At 70.7% G+C, this 22,080-nt stretch carries 25 protein-coding genes and 1 tRNA gene; 12 read left to right on the top strand and 14 right to left on the bottom strand.

Going from position 1 to position 22,080, the window contains the following annotated elements:
• Positions 1-549 precede the first annotated feature (549 nt).
• Both OG446_RS19550 and uppS read right to left on the bottom strand, forming a co-directional pair.
• Complete coding sequence (locus OG446_RS19550; RefSeq protein WP_328895265.1) at positions 550-2,082, bottom strand: oxygenase MpaB family protein; 1,533 nt, start codon at positions 2,080-2,082, stop codon at positions 550-552.
• Positions 2,079-2,822 (bottom strand): polyprenyl diphosphate synthase, encoded by a 744-nt coding sequence (gene uppS, locus OG446_RS19545; RefSeq protein ID WP_443050276.1) that lies wholly within the window; start codon positions 2,820-2,822, stop codon positions 2,079-2,081. The genes OG446_RS19550 and uppS overlap by 4 nt, the downstream gene beginning before the upstream one ends.
• 508 nt (positions 2,823-3,330) lie before the next feature.
• Between uppS and OG446_RS19540 the strand changes: the two genes are divergently transcribed.
• The 7 genes from OG446_RS19540 (at position 3,331) to OG446_RS19510 (ending at position 9,801) form a co-directional block, all read left to right on the top strand.
• Positions 3,331-3,627: a hypothetical protein gene (locus OG446_RS19540; protein WP_328895263.1), complete on the top strand. Its 297-nt coding sequence runs from the start codon at positions 3,331-3,333 to the stop codon at positions 3,625-3,627.
• A gap of 189 nt (positions 3,628-3,816) precedes the next feature.
• Positions 3,817-6,018: a TerD family protein gene (locus tag OG446_RS19535; RefSeq protein ID WP_328898345.1), complete on the top strand. Its 2,202-nt coding sequence runs from the start codon at positions 3,817-3,819 to the stop codon at positions 6,016-6,018.
• Between the two features lie 148 nt (positions 6,019-6,166).
• Positions 6,167-6,580 (top strand): YciI family protein, encoded by a 414-nt coding sequence (locus tag OG446_RS19530; RefSeq protein WP_328895262.1) that lies wholly within the window; start codon positions 6,167-6,169, stop codon positions 6,578-6,580.
• A complete protein-coding gene (locus OG446_RS19525) occupies positions 6,577-7,824 on the top strand; it encodes an RNA polymerase sigma factor (protein WP_328895261.1) in 1,248 nt (415 codons plus the stop codon). The genes OG446_RS19530 and OG446_RS19525 overlap by 4 nt, the downstream gene beginning before the upstream one ends.
• Before the next feature lie 136 nt (positions 7,825-7,960).
• Positions 7,961-8,581: an HhH-GPD-type base excision DNA repair protein gene (locus OG446_RS19520; RefSeq protein ID WP_328895260.1), complete on the top strand. Its 621-nt coding sequence runs from the start codon at positions 7,961-7,963 to the stop codon at positions 8,579-8,581.
• A 183-nt stretch (positions 8,582-8,764) separates the two neighbouring features.
• On the top strand, positions 8,765-9,061 hold the full coding sequence (locus OG446_RS19515; protein ID WP_073736427.1) for a type II toxin-antitoxin system VapB family antitoxin: 297 nt from the start codon (positions 8,765-8,767) through the stop codon (positions 9,059-9,061).
• 143 nt (positions 9,062-9,204) lie between these two features.
• Entirely contained in the window at positions 9,205-9,801 is a 597-nt protein-coding gene (locus tag OG446_RS19510; RefSeq protein ID WP_328898344.1) for a LytR C-terminal domain-containing protein, read from the top strand.
• A 342-nt stretch (positions 9,802-10,143) separates the two neighbouring features.
• Here OG446_RS19510 and upp read toward each other — a convergent pair whose 3' ends face one another.
• Entirely contained in the window at positions 10,144-10,779 is a 636-nt protein-coding gene (gene upp / locus OG446_RS19505; protein ID WP_328895259.1) for a uracil phosphoribosyltransferase, read from the bottom strand.
• A 103-nt stretch (positions 10,780-10,882) separates the two neighbouring features.
• On the opposite strand from upp, the gene OG446_RS19500 reads away from it, so the two are divergent.
• The 5 genes from OG446_RS19500 (at position 10,883) to OG446_RS19480 (ending at position 13,454) form a co-directional block, all read left to right on the top strand.
• Positions 10,883-11,083 (top strand): hypothetical protein, encoded by a 201-nt coding sequence (locus OG446_RS19500; RefSeq protein WP_328895258.1) that lies wholly within the window; start codon positions 10,883-10,885, stop codon positions 11,081-11,083.
• 246 nt (positions 11,084-11,329) lie between these two features.
• Positions 11,330-11,884, top strand: a complete 555-nt coding sequence (locus OG446_RS19495) for a tRNA adenosine deaminase-associated protein (RefSeq protein WP_328895257.1) — start codon at positions 11,330-11,332, stop codon at positions 11,882-11,884.
• A 9-nt stretch (positions 11,885-11,893) separates the two neighbouring features.
• Positions 11,894-12,406: a tRNA adenosine(34) deaminase TadA gene (gene tadA, locus OG446_RS19490; protein WP_389256943.1), complete on the top strand. Its 513-nt coding sequence runs from the start codon at positions 11,894-11,896 to the stop codon at positions 12,404-12,406.
• A 78-nt stretch (positions 12,407-12,484) separates the two neighbouring features.
• Positions 12,485-12,569: transfer RNA gene (locus OG446_RS19485), tRNA-Ser, on the top strand.
• A gap of 174 nt (positions 12,570-12,743) precedes the next feature.
• A complete protein-coding gene (locus OG446_RS19480; protein WP_328895256.1) occupies positions 12,744-13,454 on the top strand; it encodes a DUF4145 domain-containing protein in 711 nt (236 codons plus the stop codon).
• 50 nt (positions 13,455-13,504) lie between these two features.
• Here the strand turns inward: OG446_RS19480 and OG446_RS19475 are convergent, their stop codons facing one another.
• The 11 genes from OG446_RS19475 to OG446_RS19425 all read right to left on the bottom strand — a co-directional run bounded on the left by OG446_RS19475 (position 13,505) and on the right by OG446_RS19425 (position 22,041).
• Positions 13,505-14,752, bottom strand: a complete 1,248-nt coding sequence (locus OG446_RS19475) for a tyrosine-type recombinase/integrase (protein ID WP_328895255.1) — start codon at positions 14,750-14,752, stop codon at positions 13,505-13,507.
• Between the two features lie 11 nt (positions 14,753-14,763).
• Positions 14,764-14,988 carry an excisionase family DNA-binding protein gene (locus tag OG446_RS19470; RefSeq protein ID WP_328895254.1) on the bottom strand — a complete coding sequence of 75 codons (225 nt, stop codon included), beginning with the start codon at positions 14,986-14,988 and terminating at the stop codon, positions 14,764-14,766.
• Positions 14,989-15,165: 177 nt separating this feature from the next.
• On the bottom strand, positions 15,166-16,338 hold the full coding sequence (locus OG446_RS19465) for a DUF3631 domain-containing protein (protein WP_328895253.1): 1,173 nt from the start codon (positions 16,336-16,338) through the stop codon (positions 15,166-15,168).
• Positions 16,335-16,688 (bottom strand): hypothetical protein, encoded by a 354-nt coding sequence (locus OG446_RS19460; protein WP_328895252.1) that lies wholly within the window; start codon positions 16,686-16,688, stop codon positions 16,335-16,337. The genes OG446_RS19465 and OG446_RS19460 overlap by 4 nt, the downstream gene beginning before the upstream one ends.
• Positions 16,685-17,575, bottom strand: a complete 891-nt coding sequence (locus OG446_RS19455; protein WP_328895251.1) for a bifunctional DNA primase/polymerase — start codon at positions 17,573-17,575, stop codon at positions 16,685-16,687. The genes OG446_RS19460 and OG446_RS19455 overlap by 4 nt, the downstream gene beginning before the upstream one ends.
• Positions 17,572-18,300 (bottom strand): DNA methylase, encoded by a 729-nt coding sequence (locus OG446_RS19450; protein ID WP_328895250.1) that lies wholly within the window; start codon positions 18,298-18,300, stop codon positions 17,572-17,574. The genes OG446_RS19455 and OG446_RS19450 overlap by 4 nt, the downstream gene beginning before the upstream one ends.
• A gap of 86 nt (positions 18,301-18,386) precedes the next feature.
• Complete coding sequence (locus OG446_RS19445; RefSeq protein ID WP_328895249.1) at positions 18,387-18,638, bottom strand: hypothetical protein; 252 nt, start codon at positions 18,636-18,638, stop codon at positions 18,387-18,389.
• 197 nt (positions 18,639-18,835) lie between these two features.
• Positions 18,836-20,929: an FtsK/SpoIIIE domain-containing protein gene (locus OG446_RS19440; RefSeq protein ID WP_328895248.1), complete on the bottom strand. Its 2,094-nt coding sequence runs from the start codon at positions 20,927-20,929 to the stop codon at positions 18,836-18,838.
• Positions 20,930-20,964: 35 nt separating this feature from the next.
• Positions 20,965-21,285, bottom strand: coding sequence for a hypothetical protein (locus OG446_RS19435; protein ID WP_328895247.1), 321 nt, complete (start codon positions 21,283-21,285; stop codon positions 20,965-20,967).
• Between the two features lie 78 nt (positions 21,286-21,363).
• Complete coding sequence (locus OG446_RS19430; RefSeq protein ID WP_328895246.1) at positions 21,364-21,747, bottom strand: DUF6251 family protein; 384 nt, start codon at positions 21,745-21,747, stop codon at positions 21,364-21,366.
• A 93-nt stretch (positions 21,748-21,840) separates the two neighbouring features.
• Positions 21,841-22,041, bottom strand: coding sequence for a hypothetical protein (locus OG446_RS19425; RefSeq protein WP_328895245.1), 201 nt, complete (start codon positions 22,039-22,041; stop codon positions 21,841-21,843).
• Between the last annotated feature and the right edge of the window lie 39 nt (positions 22,042-22,080).

Here is a 22,080-nt window from a genome sequence, read left to right as displayed (position 1 = left end):
GCTCTGCGGTCCCGTACGAGACCGCGGTAGCGGGAACGCGACTGATCCGCCGATCACGCAGGTGCGTGGGCTACACGACCGGTACCCCACCAGCAGGTACGTAGGTCTCTTTCCCCAAGAATGCTGGAGACGGCCCGGCCTGGAGTCGGCACAGACTTCCGAGATGCCGCCACTCTGGACTTTCGGAAGAGTCCTTCTCCGTCCCGGTGGACCAACGTCCGGCCCGGCCGGAGTCCGCAACACGGTCGTTGGCCCGGGTCGCCTTCTCTCCCGACTGCATCAGCCCGGCGTATGCCTGAGCAAGCTCGTCAGCCGTGGCCTTCGGCGGGCTCGGGTGCGGCGCGTAGTCAGCCGGGTTCAACGAGGAACCGTGCGCGATGACCGCCTCCCGCCAGGATCCTCATCCTCGGTGCTGGGTCATCCTCCGGATGACCCAGCGAAGCCGGGCCGTGGTCGAACGGTGCCTCTTCCCGAGGCTGCCATACGAGAAGCCGCCTCCGGGTCCACACGGGTTGCGGACAGGCCAGGGTGGCCCGGCGGGCCGAGGTTCTACGCGTCGGAGAGCAGCGGGTCGTAGGCGGTCGAGCGCTGGCGGCCTGACATGAAGGACAGGAAGTCCCGGACGAAAGCGCTCCGGGAGTAGCGTCCCTCGGCGTCCAGGACCGATCGTCCGAAGCCTCTCCTGAACAGCGCCCGGTACTCCTCCGCGTCGATGGACTGATCGCCGTCCGCGTCGGCGGCATCGAAGAGGGTCTCGGCGACCCTGATGAGAGCCGGTCCTGCCAGGGACGGGGCCGCTGCCACGTACTCGTCCTCGCTCACCCGTCCGTCCCCGTCGCTGTCCAGGGCCGCCTGGAGTTCCCTCCACCACGCGGCGAAGGCGTCGTACAGGCGGGTCTCCTCCGGTTCGTCCAGGTCGAGACGGGAGCAGAGTTCCCGGGCCATGGCGGCAAGGTCGGGCCAGTCCAGGGCGCCGTCCCCGGTCTGGTCCAGTACCTCGGTGAAGAACGCGCGGGCATCACGTCGGCTCTCGGCCCCGCCCGGGCCGTCCGCGGCACTCTGTTGTGCCGGTACCGGTGTGATCAGCCGAAACAGCGCTCCGGCCCGTTTGGTCCGGGCGCGCAGCGTGGTGAGTGTCTCGGCCAAAGGGCTGTCGCCCTCCGGCGACAGGTTGAGCAGGCTGACGACGTTCTCCGCCTGGACCCAGTTGTCGGGCAGGGCGCGGGCCAGGCGGGCGGCCATGTAGGCGCCCTGCATCAGCGTCTGGGCGCCGGGGACCTCCGGCAGGCCTGCCCTGCGGCGGAAGACCTCGGGGAGGGAGGCCACGGTGACGGTGCCGATGACCGGCCCCGCGAGCGCACGGCCCGTCGCCCAGAGCGTGGGCATCCCTGCGAACAGCGGCGGTGCCGGCAGATGCTCGAAGAGCTTGTAAAGGATGATGCGCAGCGCTTCCGTGTTCTGCAGTTCCTCCGCGACCATGCGGTCGTAGTACTGCCAGAACTCGGGCAGGGTGGGCGGCAGATGGCCCGCCCGGTCCCCCAAGGCTGCGAGGAAGGCCCGGAATTCGGCGTAGAGCCCCTCCATCGTCTCCTGGTCCAACGGCTGTCCGCTCAGCCGGCACATGGTGACCGAGCTTTCGAAAAGCGTCGCGACCACCCAGGCCCGCACCTCGGGGTCCATCGCGTCATAGGGCTGGTTCCTGGCATCCGTGCCGCTCAGCCGTGCGTGGAGGCGGTTGAGCCGCGCCGCCTCCCTCTGCCTGATGTGTTCGTCGGCTCCGAACATGCGCTGCAGGCTCACGAGGGTGTTGCTCAGCCTTCGCCACGGGTGCACCACGAAGGAGGAGTTGTCGGCCAGCGCCGCACCGATCTGCGGGTGCGCGGCTTCCAGCACGGTGGCCCTGACGACGGCCAGTGCCCAGCGGGGATCGTTGAAGAAGCGGTGGAACTGGGAGCCGGGCCCGAACAGGGATGAGGGCGGCGATTCGGTGGTCTCCCGGCCGGGGTCTTCGTACGGGATCCCGGTACCGGGCCCGGTCTGCACGACGTGGCTGTCGTCCGTGTCCTTCACCTGTGAGGTCATCCCTTCGCTTGCGGTGCCACTCCGCCGAAGCGGCGGTCGCGGCACCGGTATTCGTGCAGGCACTCCAGAAGGTGCGGGGCCCGGAAGTCGGGCCAGAGCACCGGCGGAAAGATCCACTCGGCGTAGGCCACCTGCCAGAGCATGAAGTTGGAGATGCGCTGTTCGCCGGACGTACGGATCACGAGGTCGACGTCGGGTGTGTCGGGGACGGGCAGGTGCGCGGCGAAGCACGCCTGGTCGACGGCATCGGCGGGCACCCCCGCGCGGATGAGGGATCGTGCCGCGGCCACGATGTCCTGACGCCCTCCGTGGTCGAACGCGACGGTCAGCGTCATGCCCCGATTGGCCTCGGTGAGCGTCATCAGGTCGGCGAAGTCCCGGGCCAACGGGGCCGGGATTCGCGGGTCCTCGGCTCCCAGGAGCCGGCACCGGATGCCGCGTGCGTGCAGCAGCAGCGCGTGTTTGCGCACCACCCGGCGTACCAGGCGCATGAGGAAGTCGACCTCCTCGCCCGGGCGCCGCCAGTTCTCGGTGGAGAAGGCGTACAGGCTGAGCCATTCGACCCCCGCCGACCGCGCCGCCTCGATGACATCGATCACCGTCGCCTCCGCCGCGCTGTGCCCGGACGTACGCGGCAGGGAGCGCTGCTGCGCCCACCGGCCGTTCCCGTCCATCACGCACGCCACGTGGCGGGGCACCGGCCGCCGCCCCTGCTCACCGGGCGGACCGCACGGCTGCACCGGAACCGTCCGCACGGCTGCGGCCTCCGGCTGCGCGCCGACGGGGAGAACCCCCGGCTCCGCGCCGCCTCTGTCGGCCGGCTCACCCGTCGCGTGCGGGTGACCGGGTGGTCCAACTGCACCGAACGTCACTGAAGCGCCCCCCTCGACTCGCGTCCGCCGGGACCGTGGCTCCGGTTGCGGAGAGCAGCGACAGGCCCCTGGCCTGCGCATCCCCCCGGCTGCTCCGCACTCAGCAGCGTGCCGGTGCCCGGCCCGCGGCGCATCGCGTTGGGCGCACATTCACCCGTAGCACGTCAGTCGGAGGGCGCCGACGGCGTGTGGGGCAGCTCCTCATGAGCTCCTCATCAGCTCTTCATGACCTCTCCTCGAGTCAGCCCGGTCTCCGGATGGTGCACGAGATGTTGGCTGCCCCGGCCGCCCGCGGTGACGCTGAGCGGGACGTCGCCGGGGTCCCCTGCGCGCGGGTGGATCCGCGCCGGCCCCGGGTGACGGAAGGAGCCACACCATGAGGGTCATGCTGCGAGCACAACTGGACACCCAGCTCGCGAACGAGGCGATCAAGAACGGCAGCCTGCCGGAGATCGTGCGGTCGCTCACGGAGCGGCTCAAGCCGGAGGCGGCCTACTTCGGACCCAGCGAGGGAAAGCGGTCCTGCACGTTCGTCTTCGACATGCAGGACAGTTCGCTCCTGCCGTCCATCGCCGAGCCTCTCTTCGAGGCCCTGGGCGCGAAGATCGAGATCCAGCCGGTCATGAACGCCGAGGACATGCAGAAGGGCCTCGCCTCGCTGCGGAAGGGCTGACCGCGGCTCCTGACCGGGTCTCGTCTGCCGCACCCAAGCGGAGTTCACGGTTCCTTCACGAATGCTCCATTCGGGCTATACCGTTCTCCTCGTGTGCGGCGGATCGCGCTGTGTCACGGATCAACACATGCTGCCGTCGCCAGGGCGCCACCCGACACGGCGGCGCGTCTGGGGGACTGCATGCGCGAAATGACCAAGGGTGCCAACGTCGGCCTGGCGGACCTCAGCGACGACGCCGGATCGGTCATCGCGAGTCTGAGCTGGAGCAGCACTTCGGGGGACGGCGACGCCGATGTGTCCGTCCTGCTGCTCGACGGCGGCGGCAAGGTCCGCAGCGACTCGGACTTCTTCTATTACAACAACCCGGCGGCGGCCGACGGCAGCGTGCAACTGCTGGGCAAGACCCCGACCGACGGCGGCAGCGAGGACCGCATCAGCCTCGACCTGACGGCCGTGCCCGCCGGTGTGGAACGCATCGTCGTGGCCGCGAGCCGCTACGGCGGCTCGCGGTTCGGTGAGCTCGACGATCTTCGGATGACGGTCGCCGACCGCGCCGGCGACGTGCTGTTGGGGTTCTCGATCGCGGATGCCGGCGTGGAGAGCGCGTTCATCTTCGGAGAGCTGTACCGGCGCGGCACGGAGTGGAAGTACCGGGCCATCGGCCAGGGCTACGAGACCGGCCTGGCCGGTCTCGCCACGGACTTCGGCATCGATGTCGACGACGAGGGCGAGAACGACAACGAGGACCGGGACGAGGACCGGGACAACGACCGGAACGCGAGCGAGGGCGCGGTGGCCGGTCAGGCCGTGGAGCCGCCCGGGGCGCCGGCCCCTCCCGCACCCGGTGAAGCCGCGGGGCCGCCCGCCGCCCAGGAGCCCGCCTCCGTGCCACGGCAGCCGGTACGCGAAGCCGGAAGCCCGGTGTCCGGAGCAGGGGGTGCCACGGAGACGGGGATCACGGAGTCCGGGGCAGGGGGTACGGATCCGGCCGCCGCCCCGCCCAGGCGCACCCGCGGCCCCCGCACCGCGAAGAAGAAGGTGACCCTCCCGGCCGTCGTCAAGAAGTCGCTGGCCGAGAACGACGCGTGGCACGCCGCACGGCTCTTCCCCGCCCCGACGCTCAAGAGCGACAAGGAGCGGGAGGTCCGGGCCACCTCCGTGCTGCTGTCGGTCATGGCACAGGTTCCGGAGTTCGGGCGGCGGCTGACGGCCGCCTTCGGCGCTCCGGCCGGGCGTATGGAGACCTTCACCGAGGTCTCGCTCCCGCACGGCGACACCCCCAAGCGCCCCGACGGCGTGATCCGGGTCGAGCGGGCGGGAAAGCTGTGGACCGCCCTGGTCGAGACGAAGACGAACGGGAACGCACTACGGTCCGAGCAGGTCCAGAACTACATGGACATCGCCGCCCGCCGCGGGTACGAGGCCGTGATCACGCTCTCCAACGACGTGGCCCTGGAGGGCAGTCCCCTCGTCGACGTCAAGACCGACGGCCGGCGCAAGCACAAGGTCGCGCTCCGGCACCTGTCCTGGGCCGAGGTGGCCCACCAGGCGCACATGCTGATCCGTCACGAGGGCGTCGGCAACGCCGCCCACGCCTGGCTCCTCCAGGAACTCCTGCACTACCTCCAGCACGAGAACTCCGGCTGTCACGGCTTCCAGAACATGGGCCCCTCGTGGGTGCCCGTGCGCAACGGCATCGACACGGAGACGCTCAGCCAGGGCGATGCGCGTGCCGTCGAGGTCGTCGAGAGCTGGGAGCGTCTCATCCGCCAGGTCTGTCTGCGGCTCGGCGGTGAACTGGGCCAGAGGACGCTGCCCGTCCAGCGCGCCCAGCGCGGCACCACCCCACAGTCGCGACGGGCCGCGCTCGCCGACCGGCTGTGCGAGGAGGGCCGCCTCACCGCCGGACTGCGGGTCGAGGATTCGCCCGGCGTCATCACGATCGTCGCCGACCTGCGGACCGGGAAGCTGCGCACCTCGGTGGAGATCCCGGCACCGGAGGGCGCGTACCCCCTCACCTCGGCCAAGCGGCTGATGCGGCAGCTGGCCGACGCGCCGGCCGACCTCCACGTCGAGACGCTGCTCGACGGACGCAGCGGTCCGCGCGGCACCTTGGAACGGCTCCGTCCGGAGCCGGGCGACATGCTTCCCGGCGACGGCAGCCGGATCACCGGGTTCCGGCTCTCCCTCTTCAAGGGCATGGGCCTCTCCCGGGGCAATGCCGAGTCGGGCTTCATCCGCAGTGTCGACGACGCTGTCGACCGGTTCCACGCCCACGTCATCGCGCATCTCCCCGCGGCGGACCGCCGCCCCGCGCGCCGGTCGCAGGACGGCGCGCAGGAGGCAGCGAGCGCACCGGCCGTTGCGGCGGACGCCCCGGTGCCCGCCTGAGTCCGGACCTCCTGGGCCGTTCCGGGAATTCTCGGGGCTTCCGGGAAAACGCTCCGGCGCGGTGTCGAGAACGACCGGCCCGCTCCGACGTCCCCTGTGAGAGTCGCCCACGAGGGGCGGCGAGGGAACGGACAGAGGGAGCGGAATCATGAAGTACCTGGTGATGGTTCAGGGCTCGCAGGCCGACTACGAGGCGATGCGCGGGAACGCGTCCGAAGGGAATCCGGCCTGGAACGAGAAGGACATCCAGGCCATGTTCGGGTTCATGGGCGCGGTCACCAACGATCTCGCCGAGAGCGGTGAGCTCGTCGACGCCCAAGGGCTGGTGGAACCGTCCAGGACCCGGTACGTCTCCGCGGGCGAGGACGGCCGTCCGGTGATCACCGACGGTCCGTACGGGGAGACGAAGGAGCTGCTCGCGGGGTACTGGGTCCTCGAATGCGAGAGCCTGGACCGGGTCACCGAGATCGCGGCGCGGATCACCGAGTGTCCGGCGCCCGCCGGTGCGCCCGTCCGTCCGGTGGTCATCCGGCCCATCGACAGCGGCGGAGGCGATGTGTGAGACGGACGACCGAGATCGAGGACCTGCTGCGGCGGCACGCCCCGCAGGTCCTCGGCGCGCTGGTGCGCCGGTACGGGCACTTCGATCCGGCCGAGGACGCGGTGCAGGAGGCCCTGATCGCCGCCGCCCGCCAGTGGCCGGAGGAGGGCGTGCCGGACAATCCGCGCGGCTGGCTGATCAAGGTGGCCTCACGGCGGCTCGTGGACCGGCTGCGCAGTGACGCCGCCCGGCGGGCCCGGGAGGAGGAGGCGGCCGCGCTCACGCCGCGGGACGCCTTCACCGCGCCGGCGCCCGACGAGTCCGTGCCGGGCGGCAGCCGGGCGCCGTCCGAGGACGACACCCTCACCCTGCTCTTCCTGTGCTGCCATCCGGACCTGGCCCCGGCCGCGCAGATCGCGCTGACCCTGCGGGCCGTCGGCGGGCTGACCACCGCCGAGATCGCCCGCGCACATCTGGTGCCCGAGGCGACGATGGCCCAGAGGATCAGCAGGGCCAAGCGGAAGGTCCGGGGGGCCGCCTTCGTCCAGCCGGGGCCCGCCGACCGGGACCAGCGGCTCGCGGCCGTGCTCCAGGTGCTCTACCTGATCTTCAACGAGGGCTACACGGCGACCTCGGGGCGTTCCCTGCACCGCGCCGGCCTGGCCCGGGAGGCGATCAGGCTGACGCGTTCGGTACGTCGGCTGCTGCCCCGGGACGGGGCGGTGACCGGGCTCCTGGCGCTGATGCTGCTGACCGACGCCCGCAGCGCCGCGCGCACCGGACCGCACGGCGAGCTGATCCCGCTCGACGAGCAGGACCGCGCCCGCTGGGACCGGGCGGCCGTCGCCGAGGGCCTCGCCCTGGTCGAGGAGGCGCTGGGCGAGGGTCCCGCCGGGCCCTACCAGGTGCAGGCCGCGATCGCGGCGCTGCACGACGAGGCGGCCCGCGCCGAGGACACCGACTGGCCGCAGATCCTGGCGCTGTACGACGTCCTCGTACGGATCGCCCCCGAGCCGATGGCCGGGCTGAGCCGGGCCGTCGCCGTCGCCATGGTCCACGGGCCCCGGGCCGGCCTGGCGGAGACCGACGCCCTCGCGGACCGGCTGGCGGGCCACTACCGGCTGGACGCCGTCCGCGCCCACCTGCTGGAACGGGCGGGAGACACGGAGGGCGCCCGCGCCGCGTACCGTGCGGCCGCCTCCGGGACCCTGAGCATCCCGGAGGCCCGCTATCTGTACGGGCGCGCGGACCGGCTCGGCGGCTGAGGCGGGTCCGGTACACCCCCGTTCCGCGGCTCCGCGCACCGGAGAACGGCGGCAAACAGCGGCAAACGGCTGCAAACAGCCGGACCGGCGGTGGTTTCACTGGCCGTCGCACCCCCGGCTCGCAATCATCGGGTCCATGACCAACAGCAACCAGGGCCGAGACATCACCCTCCGGATCGCTCAGCAGCCGGAGGCGGACGAGTTGCTCGCGCGCAGTCCGCTCGCCGCCCTCGTCGGCATGCTGCTGGACCAGCAGGTGCCGATGGAGTGGGCGTTCTCCGGTCCGTACGCGCTGGCGCAGCGGATGGGCGGGGACGACCTGGACGCCCATGAGATCGCCACGTACGACCCGGAGGCCTTCACCGGGCTCTTCACCGACAAACCCGCTCTGCACCGCTATCCGGGCTCGATGGCCAAGCGGGTGCAGCAGCTGTGCCAGTACCTGGTGGCGCAGTACGACGGCGAGGCGAGCGCGGTGTGGACCGGGGCCACGTCGGGGGCCGATCTCCGCAAGCGGCTCAACGCACTGCCGGGGTTCGGCACGCAGAAGGCGCAGATCTTCCTTGCGCTGCTGGGCAAGCAGTTCGGCGTCCGGCCGCCGGGCTGGCGGGAGGCGGCGGGGCCGTACGGGGAGGCGGACTCGCACCGTTCGGTCGCCGACATCACCGGGCCCGAGTCGCTCGCCGAGGTCCGCGCGTTCAAGCAGGAGGCCAAACAGGCCGCGAAGGCGGCGAAGGCGGCGGCCAAGGGCAAGTGAGCCCGCGCCCCCGGGGCGCCCCTGGTGCGCGCCCCGGCGGCCCCGGGCGCGCACCAGGGGCGCCCGGGGCTCTCGTTCATCACTGCCTCAATCCTGGAATGGCCGCTTATATGCCGCCGTGGGCCCCACCGCAGTCCCGCCCCGTGGCTGCGCCCGGAGGGTCTTGACCGGTAGGCTTTCCGTGTGATCTTCAAGCGCATCGGAAATGGGCAGCCCTATCCCGACCACGGCCGGGAAAGCACCCGGCAGTGGGCGGATGTCGCGCCGCGCCCGGTCCGCCTCGACCAGCTCGTGACCACCAAGGGCCAGCTGGACCTCGAAACGCTTCTCGCCGAGGACTCCACGTTCTACGGCGACCTGTTCGCACACGTCGTGAAGTGGCAGGGCGACCTCTACCTGGAGGACGGACTGCACCGCGCGGTCCGCGCCGCGCTCCAGCAGCGCCAGGTTCTGCACGCCCGCGTGCTCGAACTCGGCTGAGCCGCTCCACCGTCGCGTTCGACTCCCACGGGGTTCGTTCGGGTGCTTTCGCACTCGGACGGGTGCGATCCGTCGATCATCAAATAGTCATCATCACCGGGCCGCACTACGCTGCGCCCATGAGCATGCTCACTCCCCCCGGCATGGGCGGAAAGTACCGCATCACGGGTGACAAGTACCCGCGCATGCGGCGCCCCCGCCGCCGCAGCAAACTGGTCCTCGCGGCCATCGCCTCCGTGGTCGCCCTCGGGCTCGCCGGATGGGGCACGCTGCAGCTCATCGATGTCTTCACGGGCGGCGACAAACAGGCCAGCGCCGCCGATCGCAAGACCGACTGCGCGAGCACCGCGCCGTCCGCGCCCGCGAAGGTCCTGCCGAAGCCCGCGAAGATCACGGTCAACGTCTACAACGCGACCCCGCGGGGCGGACTGGCCAAGGCGGCGGCCGACGAGCTGAAGAAGCGCGGCTTCACCATCGGCAAGGTGGGCAACGCCACCGCCGCGTACGACAAGAAGGTCGCCGGCACCGCCCTGCTGCTGGGCGCCCCGGCCGCCGTCAACGGCACGTTCCCGGTGCTCGGCACCCAGCTGCCGGGCGCGGCGACGAAGACCGACGCGCGCAAGGGCGCGGACATCGATCTGATCATCGGTACGAAGTTCAAGGCGTTCAGCACACCGCAGGCGGCAGCGACCGCGCTGACCGCACTGACGAAGCCGGCTCCGGCGCCGTCCTCCTGCTGAGGAACGCGGGCGGACGGCGGGCGGACTGCGACGGCAGACCGGAACGCGACGGCCGGGGTGCTCCATGAGCGCCCCGGCCGTCGCCGTCCCACGTATCCGTTCCTACGGACAGCCCTCAGTGCCGTACTAGGGCGTGTTTCGGAAGTAGCGCCGTCCGCCCGGAGGGCGGGCTCGGCGGCGTCTGGTGCGTGCGATCGCAAGGCGGAGGGTCGCCCCGATACTGGTTGTATCGGGGTGATCCCGACAACGCGGCGAGCAATGGGGCCTCCCCTGCTCGAGCGAAGCCGAGAGCTCGGGGAAGTGCCAGACGCCGCCGAGCAGGCGGGACTTCCGAAACACGCCCTAGCCCGCGGTGCCGTACATCCGGTCCCCGGCGTCACCGAGGCCCGGCACGATGTAGCCGTGCTCGTTGAGCCGCTCGTCGACCGAGGCGGTGACCACGGTGACCGGCGTCCCCGCCAGCTCGCGCTCCATCACCTCGACGCCCTCGGGCGCCGCGAGCAGCACGACCGCGGTGACATCGTCCGCACCCCGCTTGATCAGCTCCTGGATGGCCGCGACCAGCGTGCCGCCGGTGGCGAGCATCGGGTCCAGGACGTACACCTGGCGGCCAGAGAGGTCATCCGGCATGCGCGTCGCGTACGTGGACGCCTGGAGCGTCTCCTCGTCGCGGATCATGCCAAGGAAGCCCACCTCGGCGGTCGGCAGCAGCCGGACCATGCCGTCGAGCATGCCGAGGCCCGCCCGGAGGATCGGTACGACCAGGGGCCGCGGGTACGACAGCTTCACTCCGGTGGTGGGTGTCACCGGGGTCTCGATGTCGACCTGTTCGGTGCGCACATCGCGGGTGGCCTCGTACGCGAGCAGGGTGACCAGCTCGTCGGCGAGGCGCCGGAAGGTCGGGGAGTCGGTGCGCTTGTCGCGCAGGGTGGTGAGTTTGTGCGCGACCAGCGGGTGGTCGACGACGTGGATCCGCATGCCACCCACAGTAGCCGCGCCTCCCGCACTCGTGCGCTGGCATCAACCGCACGTTCGGGGGGAAGGTGGGGGCATACGGACCCAGCCTGGGGGTGAAGAGCCGATGCCGGACGGGGCGGAGCACGAGCGGGAAGGCCCGGACCCGCGGGACGCGCCGGAGACGGACGCGCAGCGCCGCAGGCGCCGCGCCCAGTTCCTCCGCGAGCTTCACGAGGCCAAGGCGCTCCGCGACCGGGTCCAGCCGCGCCGGGTCAAGGCCGCCAGAATGCGCCAGGCCATGCGGATGCGGACGTTCCGCTGGTAGCCGGCCACCCGTCGGAGGAACCCCCGGGTGGCGGCGCCGGAGAGAACTGATGGCCGACGCAACGGCGGAACTGCTCTCGCGGGGCCCTCGTTTCTGCCACGATTCCGATGGGCGGGACGCAGGGCAGCCGGACCCCGGCTGTCTCCCGCCGGACCGACACACCCAGGGCATTCGTTGGGATCGGACCCCGCTCCCTGATCCGGCCTGATCCGAACGAGAGCCTCCAAGACCAGTGGGAGAGTCACGGTGTACTTCGCCGCACTGCTCGCGCGCACCGAAGACGGGTGGGAAGCGAGCGACACGGATCTCGACGATGTGGAGACCCTGTCCGACCTGACGGATCTGGCCCGTGAGGCCTCGGTGGACGAGGACACGGTGCTCGTCTTCATCGAGCAGGAGGACGCCTGGTTCGGCGTCGTCCGCGTGGACGGTGAGGAGGATCCGCGTATCTACGTCTCCAACGCCTCCGCCGCCGCCCGCTCCTCGTACGGGGAGATCCTGCTCACGGATGAACTGCTCGGCCGCGAACCCGGGGCCGAGGACTCGATTGCCGCCCTCGAGGAACTCGTCGGCCTCGACGGTACGGAGGACGGCGAACCCGAAAGCCCCGACAATTCCACCACCGACGATGACGACGACGGGCCGGACCCCGACGCCGTACCGGCAGGTCCGCTCGGCGACACCGGGGTGCTGTCCGACCTCGGGCTCCCCGAGGCGGAGCTGCTGATGCTGCGGACGGAGGCCCTGGCCGAGATCGCGGACGCGCTGGGAGCGGCCGAGGTCCTGGAGACCGTCCGTTAGGGTCCGCGGGTGACCGAAGCACCGCACCCGCACGACCCGTCCCCGGCGCGGCACCCCCTGCACGATCCCGTGAGGGACCCGTGGCGGGCACCCATGCGCCATGCCCTGGACGAGGCCGGGCTGGCGGCGGCGGCCGGCGATGTGCCGGTCGGCGCCGTCGTCCTCGCCCCGGACGGCGGCCTGCTCGCCACGGGCCACAACGAACGCGAGGCGACCGGCGACCCGACCGCGCACGCCGAGGTCCTCGCCCTGCGCCGGGCCGCCGCGGCGCTCGGCGAGTGGCGGCTGTCCGGATGCACCCTCGTCGTCACCCTGGAGCCCTGCACCATGTGCGCGGGCGCCCTGGTGCAGTCCCGTGTGGACCGGGTCGTCTACGGCGCCCGGGACGAGAAGGCCGGAGCGGCCGGTTCGCTCTGGGACGTCGTACGGGACCGCCGCCTCAACCACCGCCCCGAAGTGATCCACGGCGTCCTGGAGACGGACTGTGCGGCCCTCCTGACGGCCTTCTTCCGCGACCGCTGACCTGCCTCTCCCGCACGCGCGCGGGCTTGCCGGGAATCGGATTTCGACGGACGGCCGAGATGGTCTAAGCTCTCTCTCGGTAGCGTGTCCGAGCGGCCGAAGGAGCTCGCCTCGAAAGCGAGTGTGGGGAAACTCACCGAGGGTTCAAATCCCTCCGCTACCGCAGGTAGATGAAGGGGCAGACCCACTTGGGTCTGCCCCTTCACTGCGTTCCGTCTCAGTTTCCGTCTCAGTCGACCGGCCAGCGTGGTGAACGAACTCACATCGAGACCCGTGGGCCAAGCGGCTCTCACCAAATACGGTGACGCCCGACCTAGCCCGGCGATACGGTCCATCCGTGACGATTCGCTACGCAAACCTTGATGGTTTCAACCCCTCGAACCGCACCATCGGAGGGGAGTGCCCCCATTGCTTGCGCCATACAACCTTCGCTGTTAGCTGGCATGCGGACCTGAACGGCAGCAACCGCGAGGTTGCGGACGCCATAGTCATCAAATATCTGATGACCCTCTTCTGTCAGTGGTGTCAGAAGGACAGCGTGTACCTCCGCGACGCCGTGCGTAAGCAGGTGCCGACCGCACAAGGTACGCGCGAGCTCTTCACCACAATCGGCATCGAGCAGGTCTGGCCTGGCAAGACACCACGCGAACTGGCTTCGGAAGCACCGGAGGTTGTTCGGGATGTGTTCGCAGAAGCCGCACTAGCCGAAGCTGCGGGCGCCAACCGGCTCGCTGGCATCGGATACAGGGCGACTGTCGAACAGATAGTCAAGGAGCGGGGCGCCTCCGGAAAAAATCTCTTCGAGCGCATCAGCGATCTGAAGAGCGTAGGAGCGACCGATGAGATCGTGGCTGCGTTCCACGAGGCGCGCTTTGTCGGGAATGACGCGGCGCACGACGCCCTCGCATACTCCACCGACGAAATCGCAGACGTCGCTGAACTCATCAACGAGGCGGTGCTCGTGTTGTACGTTCAGCCAGCCCAGCGAGCCAAGATGGCCGCTCAGCGTGCCGCACGACGGACGGCGGCGAAGCAGTCATCCCCGTGAATCCCAGCCGGGGGCAGGAGCGAAGCGCCTACCCCCGGCGCGACTACGTCCTAGCCTTCGGGCTCCTCGTGCCCTCTCCGCTCCCAGATGAGCCCGTCCACCTGTCGTGCCACGTCAGTGCGGACTGAGTCGACCATGTGCTGATACCGAGCTGCCATGGCGGTACTGGACCAGCCCATCAACCCCATTACTGCCCGCTCCGAGACTCCGAGAATAAGGAGGACCGTCGCGGCGGTGTGGCGGGCATCGTGCAGTCGGCCGTCCCGAACCCTCGCGGCCTGCAACAGCTCCTTCCAGTCGTCGTAGTCCGTGCGGGGAGACGTGCCCCGCCCAGTCGTCGTGGCGAACAGCCAGCCCTCCTCGGTCCACTGGTCCCCGGCGGCGGCCCGTTCCGCGTCCTGCCGCTTCCGGTGCGTCCGCAGCAGATCCACGAGCTGCTGCGGCAGCCCGACCGCCCGGCGCCCCGCGCGGGACTTGGTGTCGGCCGTCTCCGGGTTGGTGCGCTGCCGCTGAGGGCAGTACCCAGCCTTGCGACCGCACGCCTTGGCGTCGGCGCAGCCGTGGGCGTACTGCGGTCGGCGTCGGCTACGCCGGACCATGAGGACGCCACGCCCAAGGTCCACGTCAGTCCACTTGAGTCCCAGCGCCTCGCCCTGCCGCAGCCCGAGTGCCAGCGCGACGGCCCAGCGAGCCGAGTTCCGCCGGTCGTCGGCGGCCCGCAGTAGCCGCTGCACCTCGTCGACCGTGAAGGGTTCGATCTCCTCTTCCCGGACCCGCGGCGCCTTGGCCAGGCGCACGGGGTTCTGTCCAAGGTGCCCCCGCCGCACCGCCTCGTTCAGGGCGGTGCGGAAGGTGCGGTGCACCTGATGAGCGGTGCCCGGCTTGCTGCCGGCCGCCATCATGCGGCTGTACAGGTGCTCGATGTGCTCGGGCTTCAACTTGTCCAGCTTGTGCGCCCCGAGGCCGGGAATCAGGTGTTTCCTGACCGCGACCCCGTAGCCGACCATCGTGTTCTCGTTGACTCCGAGCGGGGCGATGTCTTCCACCCAGTGCGTCAGCCATGTCGTGACGGTCCAAGCTCGGCCCGGCTTGCGCAGCGTCTTGGCGTCGCGCTCCCGTTCCAGTTCCTTGACCGCTTTCGCCACCTCTGTGCGGGTCTTGCGTTCGACGTGCCGGCGGTCCGGCGTGCCGTCGTCCCGGGTCCCGACGGTCACCCGCCCGTGCCATTTCCCGTCCTTGCCGAGGTAGATCGAGGATCGGCCGTTCGGCTGGCGGGTCCGCTTCTTGTTCTCATCCATGTGGTGGCCTTTCAGGCGGCGGTGGAGATGGGCCGGTTGGCCGCGCGGAGTCGGGTGACGTAGTCGTGCACGGCGTCGACCGGAACCCTGCGCAGGCGGCCGACAGGGACGGATTCGAGCTGTCCGGTACGGATCAGGCGAAAGCAGAGCGTTCGACCGATCCCAAGGCGCCGGGCGGCCTCTTCGACGGTGAGGAGTACGAGGGTCGGATCGATCAGGTGTGTGGCGGTGTCCATGTGGGTGCCTCCCAGGCACGCGCGCCGGGCCGGTGGCCCTACCTCCGTGGGGTCCGCTACATCCGCTACACCGCTACATGGCAGGTCAGCGGCATGATTTTTGTAGCGGGTGGGTTCGATGTAGCGGCTACGGCCGCTCGCGGGGGCGGGTCGTAGCCGCTACATCTGGGTTTGCCGCTACAGATTCAGGGGCTCTGACCTGGGGTGTAGCGGCGTAGCGGATGTAGCGCCCTTGGGCGGGGGGCAGTAGCGGGCCCATGCGTCGTCGAGGTCGCTGGCGAAGAAGCCTTTGAGGACCCCGCCGGCCGTGCGGATGTTCCGGGAGCCGATGGGTTCGTTGTCCCCGGTCATGTACTCGCTGAGCATCTTGGACAGGCGCCGGTTGTCGAGCGGCTTGCCGTTGAGGTCGGCCCAAGGGGCGTCGTCGAGGGCGTTGAGCCGGTCGAGGATCGCGACGGTGGGCAGGCGGTCGATGCCGATCAGGACGTGGTCGCGGAGGTCGGTGAGAAGCCGGATCCCGAGAGAGCCTTTGTCGGTGGCCCGGGATGCTTCGACCAGGGCGACACATGCCTTGCGGGCCCGGCTGGGCCAGTCACCGCCTGCCGCGTCCGCGATGGACAGCAGTCCTTCCCACACGTCGGCGGGTCGGTCGCTGACCCCGTCGGGCATCTCCGGCCATGCCCCCATGACGACCCCCTTGGCCTGCTCGGCCCACTGGGCGAGGCGGTCCCGGAGCGTGTTCCCCTCCTTCTCGTGGATGCGGGCGCGAAAGGGTTCAACGGCCTCGTTGCGGGCCCGGCGGCGCATGCGGATGATGACGGAGCGGGTCAGGATCGTGTCGGGCAGGGAACCTAGTCCGGCGACCGCGACGGCCGTGTACGAGGGGAAGGCCTGCACGGTCTGGTTCCCGCCGTCACCCACGCACCGGTAGGTGACGCCCGTGCGCCGGTGGCCGGCGTTCAGAAAGCCGCGCAGTTCCTCGTTGTCCCCAGCCTTGGGGCCGAAGACGGTATCGATCTCGTCGAAAAGGATCGTGGGCCGTCCCTCCGGTCCGGAGACGGCCCGGAAGAGGGCTGCGGCAGATGCGTTGACCGCGACCATCGGGCGCGGGACCAGGGTTTCCACGATCTCCAGCGCGCGGCTTTTCCCGCTCCCGGGTTCGGGTGACAGGAACGCAAGCCGGGGCGTGGAGTCGAAGCAGTCCAGCAGGTGCGCGTGCGCGTCCCACAGGGTGACGGCTACATAGGCTGCTTCCTGCGGGAACACGTTGAACCGTCGGTGGAACGCCTCCACTTCATCGAGCAGGGCAGCGCCGTCGATGGGGGCCGTGGTCTGTGCGGGGGCACTCATGCGGCGGTCCTCCTGGACTTGTCAGGTGCGATGTGGGGGCACTGCCCGACGCGGGCGCGGGTGGTGAGTTCGGTGACGGCCTTGCGGCCCCGGGCGCGTTCGTACTGGCCGCAGGTGCACAGCCAGTCGGCGACGGGGAGTTCGTTGCGGCCGATCCCGTGCACGGTGAGACCGGGCTGGATGCCGGTCACGGTGGCCGTGCGCGGGTCAGGGAGAAGGGCAACGGGGACGCCTTCGGCGACGACCTTCGGCGCTCCACTGCCGGATGCGGCGGGGGCAGGTTCGGCGAGGCGGGGGCCGGTCGGGGGTGACTGGACGCTCTTAAGTGGGAGATTCCTGGGCGCCGTCATGCGGTCCTGCTGGTGGGGTTGTTGGCGATGGACCAGTTCAATGCGCTGGTGATGGCGGCCCTGCACTCGGATTCGCGCAGGCCGGCCGCCAGTCCGCCCCAATTAAGAGCTTCCTCGACCTCCGTGCGGCTGAGGTCGCCGGACGCGACGAACCGTCCCAGAGCGCGGGCGGCCCGGATCAGCGTCCAGTTCCGCACCCCTTCCCCGGCAGCGGCCACGGCGGCCCGTTCAGCCTTGAGTGCGGCTGCCGCGTACCTGGACGCCCGTTGCGGTGAGGGTGCGGCCGTCAATGCCCGCGACGCCTGATGGGGCTTCAGGAGGGCGTACAGCCATTCGGGGAGCGGGGCGGGGGGTGTGGGGTCGGTGACGGTGTACGGACCGGCCGGAGTGAGGCTTCCGGCGGCGACGACGTATCCGCCGTGGGCGCGGGTGTCGATGAGCTTGCCGAGCCTGCCCGCACTGTTCGTCAGCCGGATGCCGGGCGGGGCGGTGAAGTAGCGGTGCTGTCCGCCGCTCGCGGTCCGGGTCTCGTAGGTGGCGGGGACGGCCTGCCCGGTGCGCTCGCAGAGCGCTTGGAAGGTCATCACGCCGGAAGGCGTGTCCGTGCTGCTGTTGGGCTTGGCGATGTCGAGGTCGACGACGACCAGCCCGGACGGGCCCGTGGCCAGACCGATGTTGAACGGGCGGTCGGCCCAGGCGCGGCGGATGCGGTCCGGGTCGGTGGTGGCCCGGTCCTCCCATTTGCGGTGCCCGCCGGCGCAGTCCCCGAGTCCCTGACAAGCGGTCTCGCCGTGGAGGGCGGGGCGCTTGTCGCCGGGGCGGAGCGGGAAGACGTGCCAGCCGCGTTCGGCCGCGTCCAGAGCAGCGGTCAGGAGGTTGGTGCTCATGCGGCCACCGCCCGCATGGAGATGATCCGGGCAGCGCCGATCAGTTCCGTGTAGGCCGGGGGGATGGCTTCGGTCAGTTCCTCACGGACGTCGGTCCAGGTGATGCCCATGGCCTGCTGCATCTCGGGGACGGTGGCCTTGCCGCCGCCAGCCCCGTACGCAGCGACGTAGGGTCCGTCGCGGTAGACGCCGTGCCGGTAGCCCCGCACGTAGCCCCGGTGCCGGGGGTGTGCGGGTTGCGGCACGCTCCACCCGCCCCCGAGCTCGAACACGCGGTGTCGCAGGACGGCGAGCCCGAACATTTCCCCGCACAGCCGCAGATCGGCCCGGACGGGGGCTTTCCCGTTGGGCTGCTCGATGACGTATGGCAGGCCCGTCGCATCGAGCAGGGTGCGGAGTTCGGGGATGAGCTGGACGTGAGTGCGCCCCCAGCCGCGCGCGGCGTTGGTGCCCACGGTCAGAGCACACCCGGCCTGGCACGGCGGGGAGACGTGCACGGCCGCGTACTGGCCGATCTCCCCGGACGCGATGAGCGCGGCGAGGTATTCGAGGGCGTCGGCACGGTGGAAGGTGAAGGGGTAGTTCGGGCGGTCGACGATGTCGACGCCGGTCACCTTGAACCCGGCCCGGTGGTAGCCCATGGCCGCGCCGCCGGCGCAGCAGAAGAGATCCAGTAAGGCGGGCCGGTGGTCGGCTGCTCGCCGGATCGGGACGTGTTGGGTCATGCTGGTGTCTCCAGTTCTGTGTTGAGTGCTGGCAGGCAAGGGCGGCCCCGTTTCATTGGCGTGAGAGGGGGGCCGCCCTTGGCATGTCAGAAGGGCGGTTCGTTGCTCCACGGGTCGCGAGCGGTCCGGCGTGGGAGGGTCAGCAGGGTCCAGCGCCGGTCCTCGTTCCAGCAGGGGCAGGGGTCCCACTCGGTGCCGGCGTACTCGCCGGTGTGGTCGCCGTAGTCGTAGGCGAATCCGCCCGTCCCGTCGCAGTCGGGGCAGTCGGGGCGAGGGGTGTCGGTCAGGACGAGGGTTCGGCGGTCCCAGCCGGTGAGCTGGAAGCGGAGTCGGATCATGGGCTCCCTTTTCCTTGGGCAGGGAGGCGGAAGCACCCCCTGCGGTGAGCGTGTGGAGCGGGATTTCGGGGCTCTGACCTGGGGCGCCTCCCCGCCTCCCTGAACATCATTTGCGCAGGTCAGGCAGGGGAGTTAAGGCAGGGAGGGGGTGAGGGAGTTCTCCCTGCCTCCCTGACGTGTCGGAGTGCGCCTCCCTGTCACTGGGCGGTGGAAGCGGAACCGTCCTCGGGGCGACCGGCGAGTGCGCGGGTGAGCCGGTCACGGCCGATGACCATGACGCCTTCGGACTTGTACGGTTCGGCGCCGGTGCCCTCCAAGGCGCTCTTGAGGTCGATGAACGACCAGTCGCCGTAGGCGTCCTCGTTGAGCGTCGCGAGGCGCTTGAGGACGTCCTGGGTTCGTGCGCGGGGGCGGTCGGCGAGCACGGTGAGGATGTCGGCGAGCGGGTCACGGTCGGGGTCGTGCTCGATGACGTGCAGGGTGGTGACCCCGTCGCGCATGGCCTTGGCGCGGTCGGTGATGACGGTGGCCGCGTCGTCGTCGATGTAGTGGGTGCGCACGGTGATGGACGACTGGCCGGCCGGGATGGTGATGCCGTCCGAGGCGACCACGAGCGTTCCCCGGTCCAGTCCGGGGCGCAGCAGGTTCGGGGCGGCGCCGCCGTCCACGGCCTTGTCGCCCAACGCCATGCGGGCCTGGGATTCGGTGCCCAGAGCGAGGGAGGCGCGGGTGTGGGCGCCTTCGCGGACCAGCTTGGGCAGGTTCTGGTCGGTGGGGTCCTGGGTGCCCTGCCACATCAGGACGTTGACGGCCCGCCCCTGGTTGTGGATCTTGCGGACGGCCATGAAGTAGCGGGAGTTGGCCTTGGCCCCGCCGTACGGGCGCTTCTCGTCGTCCCTGACCGGGCACATGAACGCCACCTGCGCTTCGTCGACGAGGACGATCAGGGGCGGGAAGGTGGTGCCGGGCGGGGCCTGGATGCGGCGGTTCATCTCGTTCACCGCACCCTCGACCATTTCCGTGACCTGGATGACGTGCTCGTCGGTCGGGCCCTGGATGAGGGTGGTGGCCAGGCCGTCGAACATGTTCCAGTCACCGACGCCCTTGAGGTCGCCCATCAGGAACTGCACCGACTTGTCCAGCGCCAGCCACAGAGCGAGCGAGCGCAGAGCAACGGTCTTGCCCTGGTTGGACAGGCCGGTGATGAGCAGGTGGCGTTGGTAGACGCTGAGACCGGCGGCGTCTCCGCGCAGGTCCTGACCCCACGGGGCCTTGCCGGTCTTGTAGTTGGCCTTGGTGTCGGGGTCGGTGACCAGCGGGGACGGGCCGATCGGCTCGTCCAGGGCCCCGGAGTCGGCGACCCACAGCCGCACGGTGCGGGCGGCCTGGGGGATGGTGATGAACACTTCGTGCTCGTGCCGGGCCAGGTTCTCGGCAAGCTTCCTGCGCCGGTTCTGCACCTCGTTCGTCGAGACACCGGAGGGCAGGGTGACGTCGACTTCGACTCCGCATCCGGCGATCCGGATCGGGCCGAGCATTGCCGCGCCGGCGTCGCCCATTTCCTTGATGGCGTTGCGCAGCGGGGCGACACCGAGGTCCCGCAGAGCGGTGACGACGATGGACGGGGTGAGCGGCGCCCCGGCATCCTCGGCTCGGGTGTTGGTGGGCAGGGCCCAGGCGGGTGCGGCGCCACGGTGACGGCCGACCGCCCACACACCGGCCAGCGCGACCCACGGAGCGGCGGCAACGAGCGGCCCCCACACCACTGTGGTGATGACGGCCAGCAGGCGGATGAGGTCGATGAACGCCATGAGCGGGGTGACGATGTCGGCCGGGTTTTTGTTCGCGACGGCCAGCGCGATCCCGATCACGATCAGAGTGCCGACCCCGCCGGCCGCGCCGAACGCCGCACCCTTGACGACCTTCTCCGGGGCGGCGAGCAGGTCCATGCGGCGGCGGTGCCGGTCGGTGCGGAAGCGGTGCAGGCGCTCTTCCCACTCGCCCGCGGCTTCATAGTTGCCGACCGCTTCGGCGGCCCGGAGCATCCGCTCGTAGCGGGCCCCGGTACGGCCGTCCCACGCCCGCCGGGTCACGATCCTTGTGCCCCCGATGACGTAGGAACCGTGGCGCACCGCCACCCGGGCCGCCGTCGTGGTCCGCTCGTGCCGAACCACACTGGCCACCGCACGGCCGGTACGTCGCCACACCCGCACGGGCCGCACCGGCACAGCCGGGGTCGGGGCATCGAGGGTTTCCGGGGTCTTGAAGAGGTGGATCACGTTCTCGGACATGCCTGATCTCTCCTGATGCTCGGCAGAGGGTCGGGTCAGCGCTCGGCGCGCAGTACGGCGCGCTCGGCGCGGCGTACGGCGTCCTCGGCGGCCTTGCGGGCCTGCCGGGCGGCGGGGCGGTCGGTGCGGGGCGCGGTGCGCTCGGCGGCCTTGGCGTTGGCCAGGGTCTGGCGGGCATCGGCCTGCACCTGGTGCAGGGCCCGCAGTTCCTGCGCGCCGCGCTCGGCCGCGCGCTGGTCGATTTTCTCGATCCGGGCCTCAAGGCGGGGGTCGACGCAGTCGGCCATGGCCTGGCGGAATCCCTTGCGGAACAGCCGGGCACGCTCACGCTTCTCGGCGGGGGTGTAGCTCTCCATGACGGTGCCTCCCAGGTGTCGGGCCGGGCTGTCCGGTCCTGCACCCGCCCGGTACGAGACCGGACGGACACGGGCACGTCAGCCCCGGCGACGCCGGGCCCGGGACACCGACTTGGAGGCCGCCTTGCCCTCACTGCCCCCGATCGACTTCACGACGGTGACCACGCCCCACGCGGAGACGGCGGCGAGGAACGCGAGCATGGCGAGGTTCGCGGCGATGGCGGTGAGGACACCGACCAGGAGCGGGCCGAAGTAGACGCCGGCCGCGACCGCCCCGGCACCGACACCAGAACCCAGCGCGATGCGCTGGACGGTGCGGTCGGGCGGGGCGTGGTGGATGTGCTGGACGATCTGCTGCGGCGCCTGCTGCACCGGCAGCGACTGCGGGTCGGCGTAGGTGTAGGTGCCGTCCGGGAGCTGGACGACGGTGACCGCCCGGGGGGCGGGCAGGTGGGAGTCCATGCGGTTCCTTCCACGGGCTGAGGGGTGTTCGGGAGTGCCCCGGGCCGGATTCGATCCGGCGCCCTCACGGCGTGAATGCCGGGGCTGGGGTGGTCAGTCGGCGGGGGCGAACGCCTCGGCGACGTCCATCAGGAGCACCTCGGCGGACATGAGATGGCCGACCATCCGCCCGGCGTCGGTGAAGTCGACGCGGCCACGCGAGTGGATCTGCTCGACGTAGGCGCGGACTGCCTCGATAGCGACGGCCTGTGTGGCGACCTTGACGATGTCCTGCTGGACTTCCTCAGCGGCCATGACGGCCTCCTCAAGGGGGGTGGGGTGGAGCGGGAGTGC

It is taken from the genome of Streptomyces sp. NBC_00236, from assembly GCF_036195045.1.
In the GTDB taxonomy this organism is placed as follows: domain Bacteria; phylum Actinomycetota; class Actinomycetes; order Streptomycetales; family Streptomycetaceae; genus Streptomyces.
This window is presented reverse-complemented; position numbering and strand designations above follow the sequence as displayed.

Excerpts from the sequence above, each read along its gene's own strand:
- OG446_RS19550 (WP_328895265.1), bottom strand. The coding sequence starts at position 2,082 with ATGACCTCACAGGTGAAGGACACGGACGACAGCCACGTCGTGCAGACC.
- OG446_RS19540 (WP_328895263.1), top strand. The coding sequence starts at position 3,331 with ATGAGGGTCATGCTGCGAGCACAACTGGACACCCAGCTCGCGAACGAG.
- OG446_RS19535 (WP_328898345.1), top strand. The coding sequence starts at position 3,817 with ATGACCAAGGGTGCCAACGTCGGCCTGGCGGACCTCAGCGACGACGCC.
- OG446_RS19530 (WP_328895262.1), top strand. The coding sequence starts at position 6,167 with ATGAAGTACCTGGTGATGGTTCAGGGCTCGCAGGCCGACTACGAGGCG.
- OG446_RS19520 (WP_328895260.1), top strand. The coding sequence starts at position 7,961 with ATGACCAACAGCAACCAGGGCCGAGACATCACCCTCCGGATCGCTCAG.
- OG446_RS19510 (WP_328898344.1), top strand. The coding sequence starts at position 9,205 with ATGGGCGGAAAGTACCGCATCACGGGTGACAAGTACCCGCGCATGCGG.
- upp (WP_328895259.1), bottom strand. The coding sequence starts at position 10,779 with ATGCGGATCCACGTCGTCGACCACCCGCTGGTCGCGCACAAACTCACC.
- OG446_RS19500 (WP_328895258.1), top strand. The coding sequence starts at position 10,883 with ATGCCGGACGGGGCGGAGCACGAGCGGGAAGGCCCGGACCCGCGGGAC.
- OG446_RS19475 (WP_328895255.1), bottom strand. The coding sequence starts at position 14,752 with ATGGATGAGAACAAGAAGCGGACCCGCCAGCCGAACGGCCGATCCTCG.
- OG446_RS19470 (WP_328895254.1), bottom strand. The coding sequence starts at position 14,988 with ATGGACACCGCCACACACCTGATCGATCCGACCCTCGTACTCCTCACC.
- OG446_RS19465 (WP_328895253.1), bottom strand. The coding sequence starts at position 16,338 with ATGAGTGCCCCCGCACAGACCACGGCCCCCATCGACGGCGCTGCCCTG.
- OG446_RS19460 (WP_328895252.1), bottom strand. The coding sequence starts at position 16,688 with ATGACGGCGCCCAGGAATCTCCCACTTAAGAGCGTCCAGTCACCCCCG.
- OG446_RS19455 (WP_328895251.1), bottom strand. The coding sequence starts at position 17,575 with ATGAGCACCAACCTCCTGACCGCTGCTCTGGACGCGGCCGAACGCGGC.
- OG446_RS19450 (WP_328895250.1), bottom strand. The coding sequence starts at position 18,300 with ATGACCCAACACGTCCCGATCCGGCGAGCAGCCGACCACCGGCCCGCC.
- OG446_RS19445 (WP_328895249.1), bottom strand. The coding sequence starts at position 18,638 with ATGATCCGACTCCGCTTCCAGCTCACCGGCTGGGACCGCCGAACCCTC.
- OG446_RS19440 (WP_328895248.1), bottom strand. The coding sequence starts at position 20,929 with ATGTCCGAGAACGTGATCCACCTCTTCAAGACCCCGGAAACCCTCGAT.
- OG446_RS19435 (WP_328895247.1), bottom strand. The coding sequence starts at position 21,285 with ATGGAGAGCTACACCCCCGCCGAGAAGCGTGAGCGTGCCCGGCTGTTC.
- OG446_RS19430 (WP_328895246.1), bottom strand. The coding sequence starts at position 21,747 with ATGGACTCCCACCTGCCCGCCCCCCGGGCGGTCACCGTCGTCCAGCTC.
- OG446_RS19425 (WP_328895245.1), bottom strand. The coding sequence starts at position 22,041 with ATGGCCGCTGAGGAAGTCCAGCAGGACATCGTCAAGGTCGCCACACAG.